Annotated in this window: 14 protein-coding genes; 9 read left to right on the top strand and 5 right to left on the bottom strand. The window is 67.6% G+C overall.

The features are described from left to right. The first annotated feature begins 38 nt into the window (after window positions 1-38). A complete protein-coding gene (locus AC5P9L_RS07695; RefSeq protein WP_227415426.1) occupies window positions 39-1,142 on the top strand; it encodes an alkene reductase in 1,104 nt (367 codons plus the stop codon). A gap of 101 nt (window positions 1,143-1,243) precedes the next feature. On the opposite strand, the gene AC5P9L_RS07690 is transcribed toward AC5P9L_RS07695, so the two are convergent. Then, window positions 1,244-1,921: an SMI1/KNR4 family protein gene (locus tag AC5P9L_RS07690; protein ID WP_065183179.1), complete on the bottom strand. Its 678-nt coding sequence runs from the start codon at window positions 1,919-1,921 to the stop codon at window positions 1,244-1,246. A 114-nt stretch (window positions 1,922-2,035) separates the two neighbouring features. Between AC5P9L_RS07690 and AC5P9L_RS07685 the strand changes: the two genes are divergently transcribed. Beyond that, entirely contained in the window at window positions 2,036-2,452 is a 417-nt protein-coding gene (locus AC5P9L_RS07685) for a VOC family protein (protein ID WP_227415427.1), read from the top strand. Between the two features lie 12 nt (window positions 2,453-2,464). Here AC5P9L_RS07685 and AC5P9L_RS07680 read toward each other — a convergent pair whose 3' ends face one another. Continuing rightward, complete coding sequence (locus tag AC5P9L_RS07680) at window positions 2,465-3,160, bottom strand: DAPG hydrolase family protein (protein WP_201862505.1); 696 nt, start codon at window positions 3,158-3,160, stop codon at window positions 2,465-2,467. A 76-nt stretch (window positions 3,161-3,236) separates the two neighbouring features. Here AC5P9L_RS07680 and AC5P9L_RS07675 point away from each other — a divergent pair, with 76 nt between their 5' ends. After that, window positions 3,237-3,899 (top strand): TetR/AcrR family transcriptional regulator, encoded by a 663-nt coding sequence (locus tag AC5P9L_RS07675; protein WP_227415428.1) that lies wholly within the window; start codon window positions 3,237-3,239, stop codon window positions 3,897-3,899. A 109-nt stretch (window positions 3,900-4,008) separates the two neighbouring features. Here the strand turns inward: AC5P9L_RS07675 and AC5P9L_RS07670 are convergent, their stop codons facing one another. Further along, window positions 4,009-4,893: a LysR family transcriptional regulator gene (locus AC5P9L_RS07670; protein ID WP_005411016.1), complete on the bottom strand. Its 885-nt coding sequence runs from the start codon at window positions 4,891-4,893 to the stop codon at window positions 4,009-4,011. A gap of 107 nt (window positions 4,894-5,000) precedes the next feature. Between AC5P9L_RS07670 and AC5P9L_RS07665 the strand changes: the two genes are divergently transcribed. Beyond that, window positions 5,001-6,059, top strand: coding sequence for an NAD(P)-dependent alcohol dehydrogenase (locus AC5P9L_RS07665; protein WP_495230597.1), 1,059 nt, complete (start codon window positions 5,001-5,003; stop codon window positions 6,057-6,059). 121 nt (window positions 6,060-6,180) lie between these two features. Here the strand turns inward: AC5P9L_RS07665 and AC5P9L_RS07660 are convergent, their stop codons facing one another. After that, window positions 6,181-7,545, bottom strand: coding sequence for a glutamate--cysteine ligase (locus AC5P9L_RS07660; protein WP_049450587.1), 1,365 nt, complete (start codon window positions 7,543-7,545; stop codon window positions 6,181-6,183). Window positions 7,546-7,697: 152 nt separating this feature from the next. Here AC5P9L_RS07660 and AC5P9L_RS07655 point away from each other — a divergent pair, with 152 nt between their 5' ends. The 3 genes from AC5P9L_RS07655 to AC5P9L_RS07645 all read left to right on the top strand — a co-directional run bounded on the left by AC5P9L_RS07655 (window position 7,698) and on the right by AC5P9L_RS07645 (window position 10,824). After that, window positions 7,698-8,402, top strand: coding sequence for a VIT1/CCC1 transporter family protein (locus AC5P9L_RS07655; protein ID WP_043034022.1), 705 nt, complete (start codon window positions 7,698-7,700; stop codon window positions 8,400-8,402). After that, complete coding sequence (locus AC5P9L_RS07650) at window positions 8,399-9,223, top strand: helix-turn-helix transcriptional regulator (protein WP_043034020.1); 825 nt, start codon at window positions 8,399-8,401, stop codon at window positions 9,221-9,223. Before AC5P9L_RS07655 ends, AC5P9L_RS07650 begins: the two co-directional genes overlap by 4 nt. Before the next feature lie 629 nt (window positions 9,224-9,852). Beyond that, a complete protein-coding gene (locus tag AC5P9L_RS07645; protein ID WP_049396489.1) occupies window positions 9,853-10,824 on the top strand; it encodes an MBL fold metallo-hydrolase in 972 nt (323 codons plus the stop codon). A gap of 72 nt (window positions 10,825-10,896) precedes the next feature. Here the strand turns inward: AC5P9L_RS07645 and yihA are convergent, their stop codons facing one another. Further along, window positions 10,897-11,499 (bottom strand): ribosome biogenesis GTP-binding protein YihA/YsxC, encoded by a 603-nt coding sequence (gene yihA, locus AC5P9L_RS07640; RefSeq protein ID WP_005411022.1) that lies wholly within the window; start codon window positions 11,497-11,499, stop codon window positions 10,897-10,899. A gap of 156 nt (window positions 11,500-11,655) precedes the next feature. Here yihA and AC5P9L_RS07635 point away from each other — a divergent pair, with 156 nt between their 5' ends. Both AC5P9L_RS07635 and AC5P9L_RS07630 read left to right on the top strand, forming a co-directional pair. After that, a complete protein-coding gene (locus tag AC5P9L_RS07635; RefSeq protein WP_005411023.1) occupies window positions 11,656-12,456 on the top strand; it encodes a c-type cytochrome in 801 nt (266 codons plus the stop codon). Between the two features lie 106 nt (window positions 12,457-12,562). Next, window positions 12,563-13,213 carry a thiol:disulfide interchange protein DsbA/DsbL gene (locus AC5P9L_RS07630; protein WP_005411024.1) on the top strand — a complete coding sequence of 217 codons (651 nt, stop codon included), beginning with the start codon at window positions 12,563-12,565 and terminating at the stop codon, window positions 13,211-13,213. Window positions 13,214-13,257: the final 44 nt, after the last annotated feature.

Here is a 13,257-nt window from a genome sequence, read left to right as displayed (position 1 = left end):
GCGCCGCTGGCGCCTTCCCCCGCACCGAGATGACCGACATGACCGCCGCCCTGTTCCGCCCCTTCGACCTTGCAGGCACTTTCCTGCGCAACCGCATCGCGATGGCGCCGATGACCCGTGCCCGCAACCCCGGAGCGGTCGCCAACGAACTCACCGCGCAGTACTACCGGCAGCGCGCCAGCGCCGGCCTGATCATCAGCGAAGGCACGCCTGTCTCGCCGCAGGGCCAGGGCTACATCGACGTGCCGGGCATCTGGTCGGCCGAGCAGGTGGCCGGGTGGAAGCGTGTCACCGAGGCGGTGCATGCCGCACAGGGCACGATCTTCGCCCAGCTCTGGCACGTCGGCCGCATGTCGCATTCCTCGCTGCAGCCCGACGGTGGGCAACCGGTCAGCGCCGGTACCCGCCCGGTGGCCAGCGCACCGAAGAACACCTCGTTCGTGTACCTGGACGATGGCAGCCGCGGCCACGCCGATCCCACTCCGGCACGTGCACTGGAGACTGCGGAGATCCCCGGTATCGTCGACGACTTCGTGCGCGGGGCAGACAACGCCATTGCGGCCGGCTTCGACGGCATCGAACTGCATGCGGCCAACGGTTACCTGTTCGAGCAGTTCCTCAACCCGCTCATCAACCAGCGTGATGATCGCTACGGCGGCTCGCTGCCCAATCGTGCGCGCTTGATCCTGGAGACCGTCGATGCGATGGCGCAGCGTATCGGTGCGCATCGCATCGGCGTGCGCCTGGCACCGAACAACCTCACCTTCGACATGCCGTTCTATCCCGACAATGAAGCCACCTATCTGTACCTGGCCGAGGAACTGGGCAAGCGTGGGCTGGCCTACGTGCACCTCAACGACAACCTGCAGGCGGGCCAGTCGGTGCTGGGCGAGGCGTTCCTGCGGCAGTTCAGGCAGGCCTACGGTGGCACCGTCATCCTGGCAGGTGGCATGACCCGCGAACGCGCCCTGCAGCTGGTCGAAGCGGGCACCATTGACCTGGCCGCGTTCGGCCAGCCGTTCATCGCCAACCCGGATCTGGTCGAACGCCTGCAGCGCAACATCGCGTTGGCCACGCCCGACCGCAGCACCTATTACGGTGGCGGCGAAGCAGGCTACCTCGACTACCCAGCCGCGGGCTGATCCCCCACGGGGTCGGATCCCTTTCCAACGGCAAGGGCTCTGACCCCTGTTCGGCGAACAAGGAGTCAGAGCCACGCTGCGCGCGGATCCGACCCCGGCCTTCAGGCGTCCTCGCGCACGTAGGCGAACGACTCGTCCAACCGCCCGAAGCCGATCACCTCAGCGACGATGGCCTGTGCATCCTCGTCGCTGATGTTTCCTTCAGCGATATCGTCAACGCGGGCGAACAGCCGCTGCAGGGCTGCGTACTGGTCATCGCGCAGGAACGGCTGGTGGCTCTGCAGCCAGCGCCGCAGGTTGCTGGCCAGCTCGCCGTGCGACAGCAGCGTGTACGGCCCCTGGTAGTCAGCAACGGCTTCGACCATCTTGCGGAACAGGAAATCCTGATAGCTGGCCGCCAGCACATCGGCACGATCATCGTCATGCCACACCAGCACGACGGGGGGCTCGGCAAAGCCGGGCGCGTTGCTCCAGAAGCAGTAGCTGTCGCCACCGCCGGTCCGCGCAAAGGGCAGCAACTGCAGGTCAGTGCGCAGGGGATTGTAATGATCCTCCGCAGTCAGCTCCTGCCACGCCTCGAGCAGCTCATCGTCCTCCAGGGGCTCATAGTCCTGGGCATACAGCAGCACCGGCGGATCCGCCTGCAGCGTCGGGAATACCACCTCGGACCATTCCGGATGTGGGGCACCCCAACTCAACCGATCCGCTGCATGCAGCTGCTTGAACAGGGGCGGGAAGGACTGGCCGGTGGCCTGTTCGATGCCGGATAGCGCGCTCATGGATGTCCTTGTCGATGGAGACCGCCCAGCTTGCCCGAATCCGCGCAGGAGACGAACCAGCCGCAGCACGCGGCAGGACTAGACTGCGACCACCGGATGCCGCCCATCGCTGCCATGAACGCCACTGCCCACAGCTTCATCGTCAACCTCGACGTGCCCGACCTGGCCGCCGCCGAAGACTTCTACATCCGGGCCTTCGGCCTGCGCATCGGCCGCCGTCTCGGCCAGGGCGCCGTGGAGCTGCTCGGTGGGCCAACGCCGCTCTACCTGCTGCACAACGACGCCGGCAGCGCCGCCACCGAAGACGGCGACGTGCGCGACTACGAGCGCCATTGGACGCCGCTGCACCTGGATTGGGTGGTGGATGACATCGAAGCCGCGCTGGTACGTGCAGTCGCAGCCGGAGCGACGCTCGAGCAATCCGTGTGCGAGCGCCGCTGGGGACGCATCGCCGTGCTGGCCGATCCGTTCGGCCACGGCTTCTGCCTGATCCAGTTCAGCGGCGAAGGCTACGACGCACTGGTCGAATGACCGCTGCACCGCTCACCACGGCAACGGCACCGCTTCGCCGTTGGCGCGCTCGCCGTAGTACAGCGACGGCAGCAGGCGCGAGAGGAAACTGAACTCCGTGTAGCAGTGCTTGAGCAGGCCCAGCCCGACCGCATCGCCGGCATCGCGGTGCGGATCGGTGCTGTCCAGGCCGAGCACGAAGCGGCTGCGCAGCACACAGCCAAACGGCGTATCGCGTGCGACGTGCAGCATCTGCCCGTCGCAGGGGTCAGCGTTTGCATCCAGGCGGACCTGGTCGCCGAAGCCGATGCGCGCGGCGATCACCGCCGATACATCGCCTGCATCCTGTGCCGCCTGCAGGCGCTCGGGCACCAGCAACGTGCGCGGGTCATGGAACTTCAAGCGCGCCGCCACCGGCGGAATGTCGGCCAGCGATTCCACCGCATGGATGCTGGCACCGTGGTAGCTGCGTCCGCGCTGCCAGGCCTCGTCCCAGCCGCGATGCTCGACATGATCGACCGGATGCCACCAGCGGATGTGCTGGGTGGTCTCGAAGAAGGTGAACCACCAGTCCAGCATACGGCCCTTGCAGCCGTGCAGATCGGTACGCACCGCCACCAGCAGGGTGCCGTCTTCGCGGCGCTGGATGCCGGTTTCCAGGCGCATCGGTGCCGGGTCGAGCAGATCGTGGTGGTCCAGCCAGGCGCGGGCATTCACAGCGGTATCCATCGGGGTCTCCTGCGGTGTTGGGAGTCCCGACAATACGGAAACGCTATTCGTTTCGCAATTGACCGGATGCGGTAAGATGGGCGCAATGAACAGCACCACCCTGCCCGAGCCACCTCCACCAACCCGCCGCCGCGGCCGCCCTGCGCGGCCGGAAGCCGAAGTCCGCCACGCCGTGCTGCAGGCCACGCTGGAACTGCTGCTGGCGCAGGGCTACGAGGCCACCACCATCGAAGCGGTGGCGGCGCACGCCGGGGTGGCGAAGAAGACCGTCTACCGCCACGCCAGCAATCGCGAGGAACTGGTTGGGTTGGCGGTGCGTGAGTGGACCGACGGCTTCGCGCCACAACTGCAGCGCGATGCGCGCAATGCCCAAGAGGTCGTGCCGTTGCTGCAGGACATCCTGCACGCGGTGTGCGCGCAGGCGCTGTCGGCGCAGGCGGTGCAGGTATTCCGCCTGCTGGCCACCGACTTTCCCGGCAAGGACGCGCTGCTGCAGGCCTATCTGGACAACGGCATCGAACGCGGCCGTGCGCTGCTGGCCGACTGGCTGGCGCGCCAGCAACAGCGTGGGCTGCTGCGCGAGGGAGATCCTGTTCGCATGGCGCGATTGCTGCTGGCGATGGCCGTGGCCGAGCCGCTGCGCGAACGCGTGATCGGTGTGGTGGCCGAGGATGCGCCGGTGGACGTGCACCTGCGCGACTGCGTGGCGTTCTTGGCGCCGGTGTTGCAGGCGCCGTAAGGTTGTTCCATCCACGCGTGGCGTGGATCTACCGGCCGGTCCCGATTCGTTGGTCGGCACTGGCCTTCCACGGTGGGTGCCGACCGTTGGTCGGCACTCCTGCAGTAACTCACTCGCGCAGCATGTCCACGAACGCGCGCAACGCACCGGGCATCTGCCGCTGCTTCGGGTAGTACAGCGCGAAGCCGGCGAACGGTTCGCTCCAGTCTTCCAGCACTGCCACCATCTGGCCGGATTCGATGTACGGGCGGGCGGTGTCTTCCAGCACATAGGCCAGGCCGATGCCATCGAGTACCGCTCTGACCACGGTGCCCTGCTCGCACAGCGTCAGCCGCCCCGGTACATCGATCTCCAGCGCCTGCCCACCGCGCTCGAACTGCCACTTGTACAGATGCCCGCTGGCGAAGCGGAAGCGGATGCATTCGTGTGTGGCCAGGTCGCGCGGATGCTGTGGCGCCGGGCGCCGCCGCAGGTAGTCCGGCGAGCCGACAATCAAGCCACGCAGCGGTGGGCCCATCGGCACCGCCACCATGTCCTCGGGTACGAACTCGTGCAGGCGCACGCCGGCGTCGTAGCCTTCGGCAACGATATCGACCAGGCCATCGTTCTCGGTCAGCTCCACCCGCACGTCGGGATGGGCGTGCAGGAAGCGCGCCAGCCGTGGCCCCAACTGGGTCGGCACTGCGGCGCGGGTAGCATTGATACGCAGCAGGCCCGCCGGCGCGGCGCGGAACTGGTTCATCTCCTCCAGCGCGTCATTCACCTGGCCCAGCGCGGGCTGCAGGCGTTCCAGCAGGCGCTGCCCGGCCTCGGTCAGGGCCACGCTGCGGGTGGTGCGATGGAACAGGCCCACGCCCAACCGTTCCTCCAGCGCGCGGATGGCATAGCTCACCGCCGAGGTCGACAGCGCCAGCTCGGCGCCGGCACGGCGGAAGCTGCGGTGACGGGCGACCGCCGCGAACGCGGCCAGGTGGGTGAGATTGTCAGTGGCCATGATTGTGCAGTTTCACTTGATGAATCATGCCGATATCCGTGCTTCTTGCGGCTGGGTACGGGGCGTATTGTAAAACGCCTTTCGACAAACCCTGCCAAGGATTCCCCATGTCCCTCGCCCGTGGTTACGCCGCCCACTCCCATACCGACCCGCTGGTGCCCTTCGAGTTCGAACGCCGCGCGGTCGGCCCGGACGATGTGCGCATCGAGATTCTCTACAGCGGCATCTGCCACTCCGACCTGCACCAGGCCCGCGACGACTGGGGTGGCTCGATCTACCCAATGGTGCCGGGCCACGAGATCATCGGCCGGGTGACCGAAGTCGGCAGCAACGTCACCCGCTTCAAGGTCGGCGACCACGCCGGCGTCGGCTGCATGGTCGACTCCTGCCGCCACTGCGATGCCTGCGAGCACGACCTGGAGCAGTACTGCGCAGAGGGCGCGACCTGGACCTACAACGGCCGTGAACGCGAAAGCGGCGCGCCGACCTACGGCGGCTATTCCGACCACGTGGTGGTCGAACAGCGCTTCGTGGTGAAGGTGTCCGACACCCTCGACCTGAAGGCCGCCGCGCCGCTGCTGTGCGCCGGCATCACCACCTGGTCGCCGCTGCGCCACTGGAAGGTCGGCCCGGGCCAGAAGGTCGGCGTGATCGGCCTCGGTGGCCTCGGCCACATGGGCGTGAAGTTCGCCAAGGCACTCGGCGCGCACGTGGTGATGATCACCACCACGCCGGAAAAGGGTGCCGACGCCAAGCGCCTGGGCGCCGATGAGGTGCTGGTCTCGCGCGATGCCGCGCAGATGAAGGCGCACGCGGGCAGCTTCGACTTCCTGCTCAACACCATCCCTGTTGGCCATGACACCAATCCGTACATGGGCCTGCTCAAGCGTGAAGCCACCATGTGCCTGGTCGGCGTGCTGACCGAACTGGACCCGCCGTTGACCGGTGGCAGCGTGATCTTCGGCCGCAAGCACCTGACCGGATCGGCGATTGGAGGCATGGCTGAAACCCAGGAAATGATGGACTTCTGTGCCGAGCACGGCATCGTCAGCGATGTGGAGATGATCGACATCAAGAACGTCAACGAAGCCTGGCAACGCATGACGAAGAACGATGTGCGCTACCGCTTCGTGATCGACATGGCGACGATGAAGGACGCGGCCTGATCCAGGGCAGATGCGAAAAAGAAAAACCCCGGCAATGCCGGGGTTTTTTTCTGGTAGTGCCGGCCGCTGGCCGGCACCCCCGCCTGGCTGCCGGCCAGCGGCCGGCACTACCGCAATCCACTCAGTACGCGAATTCGCGGAACACCGGATCGACGTCGCCGTGCCAGCGGCCATGGAACAGCGCCAGCTTGCGCTCGGCCGGGGTCAGCCCGGATTCGACGATCTCCTGCAGCACGTCCAGGAACTTGCTCTCGTCCTGGCCGTCGGCATTGCGCGCCGCGCGGCGCTTGAGGCCTTCGACGGAAATCTTCACGGCTTCGCGGGCCAGGTCGCGCACCGTGCCATTGCGGAACGGCAGGTTCATCGCATGCTTCGGCACGCCGTCGCGCAGTGCATGGCGCTCGGCCAGGGTGAAGTCACGCACCAGGTCCCACGCAGCGTCCAGCGCAGCGTCGTCGTACAGCAGCCCGACCCAGAACGCCGGCAGCGCACACAGGCGGCTCCACGGACCACCATCGGCGCCGCGCATTTCCAGGTACTTCTTCAGGCGCACTTCCGGGAACGCGGTGGTCATGTGGTCCGACCAGTCGCGCAGCGTCGGCAGCGCGCCCGGCAGCACCGGCAGCCTGGCCTGCATGAAATCGCGGAAGCTCTGCCCGCTGGCGTCGTGGTAGATGCCATCGCGGTAGGAGAAATACATCGGCACGTCGAGCAGGTAATCGACATAGCGCTCGTAACCGAAGCCATCCTCAAACACGAAGTCGAGCATGCCGGTGCGGTCAGCGTCGGTGTCGGTCCAGATGTGCGAGCGGTAGCTCAGGTAGCCGTTGGGCTTGCCTTCGGTGAACGGCGAATCGGCGAACAGCGCGGTGGCGATCGGCTGCAGCGCCAGCGATACGCGGAACTTCTTCACCATGTCCGCTTCGGTCGCGTAGTCCAGGTTCACCTGTACCGTGCAGGTGCGGGTCATCATGTCCAGGCCGAGCGAACCGACCTTGGGCATGTACGAACGCATGATCTTGTAGCGACCCTTGGGCATCCAGGGCATCTCGTCGCGCTTCCACTTCGGCTGGAAGCCCATGCCGAGGAAACCCAGCTGCAGTTCGCCGGCCACCTGCGCCACTTCGTTGAGGTGGGTGCCGGTCTCCACGCAGGTCTGGTGGATGGTCTCCAGCGCCGCACCGGACAGCTCCAGCTGACCGGCCGGTTCCAGCGTCACCGAGGCGCCATCGCGCAGCAGGGCGATCGTGTTGCCGTTCTCCTGCACCGGCTCCCAGCCGAAGCGGACCAGGCCGTTGAGCAGCGCTTCGATGCCGCGCTCGCCTTCGAAGGTCGGCGGGCGCAGGTCATCCAGGCGGAACCCGAACTTCTCGTGCTCGGTGCCGATGCGCCACTGCGCGCGGGGCTTCTCGCCGGAGGCGATCACCTCCACCAGCTGCGAGCGGTCGGTAATGGGGGTATCGGCGACGTGGCTGGGGCTCGACAAGGGAAAGGCTCGCTGGACGGTGGCGGGGGATGTGGGGCTCGCGGCCTTCCATCGCAAGGGCGCACTATAGCGTGGCACCCCGTTGCGTCATGCGACGGTGACGGGTTTCAGCATCCTACCGACGCCCTCTTGACCCTCGTACACTCAGAGCCATGAGCCGCCATTCACGACACCCCGAACTGCATCGCTCCGAGCGCGTCGGCTGGCTGCGAGCCGCCGTGCTGGGCGCCAACGATGGCATCGTCTCGGTGGCTGGCCTGGTGGTCGGCGTGGCCGCCAGCGGCGCCTCGGCTGCGACCATCCTGGCCACCGGCGTGGCGGGTACCGTGGCCGGCGCGATGTCGATGGCGGCGGGCGAATATGTCTCGGTGCAGACCCAGGCCGACACCGAAGCGGCCGACCTGGCAATGGAAAAGCGCGAGCTGCGCGACGATCCGCACAGCGAACTGGAGGAGCTGGCCGCGATCTACCGACACCGCGGCCTGGAGCCTGCGCTGGCGCGGCAGGTTGCCGAACAGCTTACCGCCCACGATGCGCTGGGTGCCCACGCCCGCGACGAACTGGGCATCACCGATACCCTGCGCGCCCGTCCGCTGCAGGCAGCGCTGGCCTCGGCCGGTGCGTTCACCTGCGGTGCGGCGCTGCCAGTGATGACCGCCCTGCTGGCGCCGGTCGACAAGGTCGCACTGATGACCACGGCCAGTACCCTGCTCGGCCTGTGTCTGACCGGCGCGGTGGCAGCCCAGGCCGGCGGCGCCCCGCCGGTACGCGGCGCGATCCGGGTGATGTTCTGGGGTGCACTGGCAATGGCCGCCGCTGCAGGCGTCGGTCGCCTGTTCGGCGCCCCGGTGACATGACCGGCATGCTGCCGCCAGTTACCGCACTGCTGGCCGAGATGGCCAGTCTGGCCGGCTGCGCACGCGCCGAAGGTTATGCGTGCATCACCGCGCGGCGCGAACATGGCGCCAGCTCGGTGGAGATTCCGCAACCGCAGTTCGCGATCCTGCTGGAAGGCCGCAAGCAGGTGCGTACCGCGCACCAGTCGCTGGAGTTCATCCCCGGCGACATCCTGCTGCTGACCCAGCGCTGCCGCATCGATGTAGTCAACACCCCCGACCCACGCAGTGGCCGCTACCTCAGCGCCATCGTGCCGCTGTGTGCCGAAGTGCTGGCGGCCGCTCGCACGCTGTGGAGCGAGGAGCTTCCCGCGCCAGGCCAGGTGATGGCGCGACTGCCGTTGATCGATCATGGCGCGGTGCTGCGCCAGTGGCGGCAATCGCTGCAGGACGGTCGTTACAGCGAAGCGCGGCTGGCCCTGGCCTCGCTGGTACTGACCTTGTGCCGGCAGGGCCACGGCAACCTGCTGCTGCCGCAGGCACCGAGCCTGGGCGAACAGATCCGCGACCGCATCGCCGCCGAACCAGCACGCGACTGGCAATCGCGCGATGTGGAAGAACAGTTCGCGTTGAGCGGCGCGACACTGCGCCGCCGTCTTGCCGCCGAGGACACCAGCCTGCGCCAGCTGCTCACCGAGGCACGGCTGGCGCATGGCATGCAGCTGCTCTACACCACGGACCTGCCGTTGAAGACCGTGGCAGCGCGCGCGGGCTACCGGTCTGCGGCGAGTTTCAGCAAGCGCTTCGCCGAGCAGTACGGGCTGGCTCCCACAGACATTTGAGGGGGTTCGGCAGGGCTTGCAGCCCTGCACCTGCAGAGGCAACGGCAACAGCGAAAGCAACAGCAACAGCGGCTATCCGTGGGAGGGCGGGACGGTGTGGGTGGGCAGGACACGCCGTAAACCCATCCATGGGGGCTCGATGGCGCCATCCATGGCGCCAACGGTCCTGCCCACCCACACCGCCCCACCTCTGACAGATCTTCGCGACTGTTGGTAGGTGTCGACCTTGGTCGACACATCTGTCAGATATCGAATGAAACTCTGGGGTCAGATCCGTTTTCCTGCGGAAAACGGATCTGACCCCACGAGCTGACAGATCGCGGAAAACTGTCGAAGGCGGGGTGGGTCCGGTTGCGGGAGTGTCCGCGGCATGGATGCCGCGGCCAAGCCCCCATGGACGGGTTTACGGCGTCTCCCGCAACCGGACCCACCCCGCCATCCCACGGATAGCCCGCTGTCGCTGTTGCTGTTGCTTCGGCCGTTGCCCTGGCTCGTAGCGGGTTCAGGGCGCAGCCCTGCAGACAACACCCCTTCCCTGAGCATTCCGCGCAGTGGTTTGAGCGCCGCGCACACGCCGGCCACGGCACTCTGGGCACAACGGAACCGCCCGTCATCCACCGAGAACCGCCATGACCCTGCGTCCCCTGCCGCTGCGCGGCGCCCTGCTGCTGGCCCTGTCGTCCCTGCCGCTGGTCGCGCTGGCCGAGGCCACTTCGCCCGCCCCCACCCAGCAGGTGCCTGGTGTCTATCACCAGCGCATCGGTGCGCTGCAGGTCACCGCCCTGTTCGACGGCGTGGTCGCGCTCGGCCGGCAGGAAGTGGTGGACGTGCCGCCGACGCTGGTCAGCCGCCTGCTGGAAGGCCGTTACGTGCCGGAAGACAAGAAGGGCCTGCAGACCGCGATCAATGCGTTCCTGATCCGCCAGGGCAACCACCTGACCCTGGTCGACACCGGCACCGCGCAGTGCTTTGGCCCCGGCCTGGGCCAGGTGCTGGGCAATCTGCGCGCCTCCGGCGTCGACCCGGCCGAGGTGGATGAGGTGCTGCTGACCCACGCCCATCCGGACCACCTGTGCGGCGTACTCGACGCGCAGGGCAAGCCGGCCTATCCCAATGCCACGGTGTGGCTGTCCAAGGCCGATGCCGATTACTGGCTCAACCCGGCCAGCGAGGGCACCGCGCCAAAGGGCGTGCGCTTCGCCTTCCCGCTGGCACGCAATGCGGTCGCGCCATACCAGGCCAGCGGCCACCTGCGCACCTTCAGCCCCGGCGACGCCCTGCCCGGCGGCGCGGTGGCGATGGACACCCATGGCCATACGCCCGGCCATGTCTCTTACCGGTTCGACAGCCAGGGCCAGTCACTGCTGGTATGGGGTGATGTGCTGCACTTCCATGCGGTGCAGTTCGCGCACCCGGAGGCGGCATTCGAGGCCGATTCGGACCGCACGGCGGCCATCGCCAGCCGTCGCGGGCTGCTGCAGCAGGCCACCGCCAACGGCTGGTGGGTAGCCGGTGCGCACCTGCCCTTCCCCGGCCTGGGCCATGTGCGTGGCGAGGGCAAGGCCTATGCGTGGGTGCCGGCGGAGTATTCGCCGTTGTAAGGGTGTGCCGACCAAGGTCGGCACCCACCGATCGGGTAGCGCCCGGCTGCCAGCCGGGCGACCGGAAATGCCTTATTCCAGCCCCAGCCAGCCGCCGATCACGCCGCGGGCTTCGTCCACGCCGGTACGGTCTTCGCCGGAGAACACCTGCACGCTGACGCTGTCGCCGTAGGCCGATTGCAGTTCCTTGCGCACCTTCTGCAGGGACTGCATCTGCTGGCTGCGGCTGAGCTTGTCGGCCTTGGTCAGGAGGGCGTGCGCCGGCAGGCCGCGCTGCACGGCGTAGGACAGCATCTGCCGGTCGTAGTCCTTCAGCGGATGGCGGATGTCCATCACCACCACCAGCCCCTTCAGGGCTTCGCGGGTGCGGAAATACTTGTCGATGAAGGCCTGCCAGTGCGCCTGCAGGTCCAGCGGCACCTTTGCATAGCCATAACCTGGCAGGTCGACCAGATGTGCTTCCGGGGTGACCTGGAAGAACACCAGCTGCTGGGTACGGCCAGGGGTCTTGGAGACACGGGCCAGGGCGTTCTGGCGGGTCAGCGCGTTGAGCGCACTGGACTTGCCGGCGTTGGAGCGGCCGGCGAAGGCCACTTCGGCCCCTTCGTCGGGCGGCAGCTGCCGCACGTTGTGGGCCGAAAGGTGGTAACGGGCGCGTTCGATGAGCAATGACATGTGCCTAGGATCGCATGTTGCGGCGCCGCGCGCCCGTGCCGGCGGCCTCTGCGGGCATTTTGCTGCACTGCTGCGTTGACCGTGCGCGGAAACGGCGTTGATAATCCGGGCGATGCCGGCGGCCACCGCCCGGCCCGGTCCATACGGAGCTTCAGCATGCGCCACGCTCGCGTTCTTGCCGTATCCGCCCTTGCCACTGCTGTAGTCGTTGCCGCTGCTGCGTTCGCGCAGACCACGTTGACCCCGCTGCCCGACAACGGGCCGATCAACACCGCCTCGCTGGAGGTGGATTTCAGCAAGACCCACTGGGGCGATGCCAAGGCCGGCCAGACCAAGGCCTCGGCCTGCGCGGCCTGCCATGGCGCCGACGGCAATTCCACGGTGGAGATGTACCCGTCCATCGCCGGCCAGAGCGAACGCTACGTCGCCCAGCAGATGGCCCTGATCGCCAATGGGCAGCGCAGCTCCGGTGCGGCGGTGGCGATGGTGCCGTTCGTGCAGAATCTCACCCCGCAGGACATGCGCGACATCGGCGCGTTCTTCGCCACGCAGAAGGCCACCGCCGGCATCGCCGATGACACGGCAGTCACCGACGGCCCCTACAAGGGCATGAAGTTCTACGAGATCGGCCAGCAGCTGTACCGTGGCGGCGACGCCAAGCGCGGCCTGCCGGCCTGCATGGCGTGCCACGGCCCCAGCGGTGCCGGTAATCCGGGTCCGGCCTATCCGCACATCGGTGGTCAGCACGCCAGCTATGTCGCGCGCCGCCTGCAGGAATACCAGGCCGGCCAGACCAACGAGACCGACAAGGCCCACTTCCAGATCATGGCGACAGTCGCGCAGAAGCTGAGCGAGCAGGAGGTGCAGGCGCTGTCGAGCTACCTGCAGGGTCTGCACAACAAGGCCGACGATGTGGCCACTGCCCCCCCGTCGGCGCAACCGGCTGCCGCCCCCTGACCACCACTGGTCGGCCCGGGCCGCCACCACGGCCCGCGCCTGCGGTATGTTTCCTTCACGCCGGCGACCGCGCCGGCGTTGCTTTTTTCAACGGAGATGCGTGTCGATGAGGTTGATTTCCCGCCTGCTGTTGTCCGTGCTGGTGCTGCTGCCGCTGGCAGCCTGCGCCGCTACCCCCGCCAATGCCCCGCTGGTCGAGGGCAAAGACTACGAGCGCATCGCCCAGCCGGGCCCGTTCCAGCCGCTGGCCGGCAAGATCGAGGTGGTCGAGGTCTTCGGCTACACCTGCCCGCATTGCGCCCACTTCGAACCGCAGCTGGAAGCCTGGGCGGCCAAGCTGCCGGCCGACGTGCGCTTCACCCCGGTCCCGGCTGCCTTCGGTGGCGCCTGGGATGCCTGGGCACTGGCCTACTACGCCGCCGACGAGGTCGGCGTGGCCAAGCGCAGCCACGCTGCCGTGTTCAAGGCCCTGCACGAGCAGGGATCGCTGCCGATGCAGAACGTCTCGGCCGATGAGCTCGCCACCTTCTACAAGGCGTATGGCGTGACCCCGGACCGTTACCTCCAGGCCCTGCGCGGCGACGCCGTACAGAAGAAGGTCGATGCCGCGCGCGCGTTCGCCCAGCGCACCAGGATCCCGGGGACCCCGGCGCTGATCATCAACGGCCAGTACCTGGTGCGTGGCAACAGCTTCGACGACCAGCTGCGCATCGCCTCGGCGCTGATCGCCCAGGCCCGCGCTGCCCGCGGCCGCTGAACCAACACACACCACCGACACGGCGCTGTCGCCGCCGCATGTCA

Source organism: Stenotrophomonas sp. YJH_SMC_64 (assembly GCF_059371375.1).
Note: the sequence above shows the minus strand (reverse complement) of the source record. Positions and strands in the feature narration are given on the sequence as shown.

Coding starts and splice junctions, on each gene's coding strand:
- AC5P9L_RS07675 (WP_227415428.1), top strand. CDS start 3,237: ATGGGCGCAATGAACAGCACCACCCTGCCCGAGCCACCTCCACCAACC.
- AC5P9L_RS07650 (WP_043034020.1), top strand. CDS start 8,399: ATGACCGGCATGCTGCCGCCAGTTACCGCACTGCTGGCCGAGATGGCC.
- yihA (WP_005411022.1), bottom strand. CDS start 11,499: ATGTCATTGCTCATCGAACGCGCCCGTTACCACCTTTCGGCCCACAAC.
- AC5P9L_RS07635 (WP_005411023.1), top strand. CDS start 11,656: ATGCGCCACGCTCGCGTTCTTGCCGTATCCGCCCTTGCCACTGCTGTA.
- AC5P9L_RS07670 (WP_005411016.1), bottom strand. CDS start 4,893: ATGGCCACTGACAATCTCACCCACCTGGCCGCGTTCGCGGCGGTCGCC.
- AC5P9L_RS07655 (WP_043034022.1), top strand. CDS start 7,698: ATGAGCCGCCATTCACGACACCCCGAACTGCATCGCTCCGAGCGCGTC.
- AC5P9L_RS07665 (WP_495230597.1), top strand. CDS start 5,001: ATGTCCCTCGCCCGTGGTTACGCCGCCCACTCCCATACCGACCCGCTG.
- AC5P9L_RS07680 (WP_201862505.1), bottom strand. CDS start 3,160: ATGGATACCGCTGTGAATGCCCGCGCCTGGCTGGACCACCACGATCTG.
- AC5P9L_RS07685 (WP_227415427.1), top strand. CDS start 2,036: ATGAACGCCACTGCCCACAGCTTCATCGTCAACCTCGACGTGCCCGAC.
- AC5P9L_RS07630 (WP_005411024.1), top strand. CDS start 12,563: ATGAGGTTGATTTCCCGCCTGCTGTTGTCCGTGCTGGTGCTGCTGCCG.
- AC5P9L_RS07690 (WP_065183179.1), bottom strand. CDS start 1,921: ATGAGCGCGCTATCCGGCATCGAACAGGCCACCGGCCAGTCCTTCCCG.
- AC5P9L_RS07695 (WP_227415426.1), top strand. CDS start 39: ATGACCGCCGCCCTGTTCCGCCCCTTCGACCTTGCAGGCACTTTCCTG.
- AC5P9L_RS07645 (WP_049396489.1), top strand. CDS start 9,853: ATGACCCTGCGTCCCCTGCCGCTGCGCGGCGCCCTGCTGCTGGCCCTG.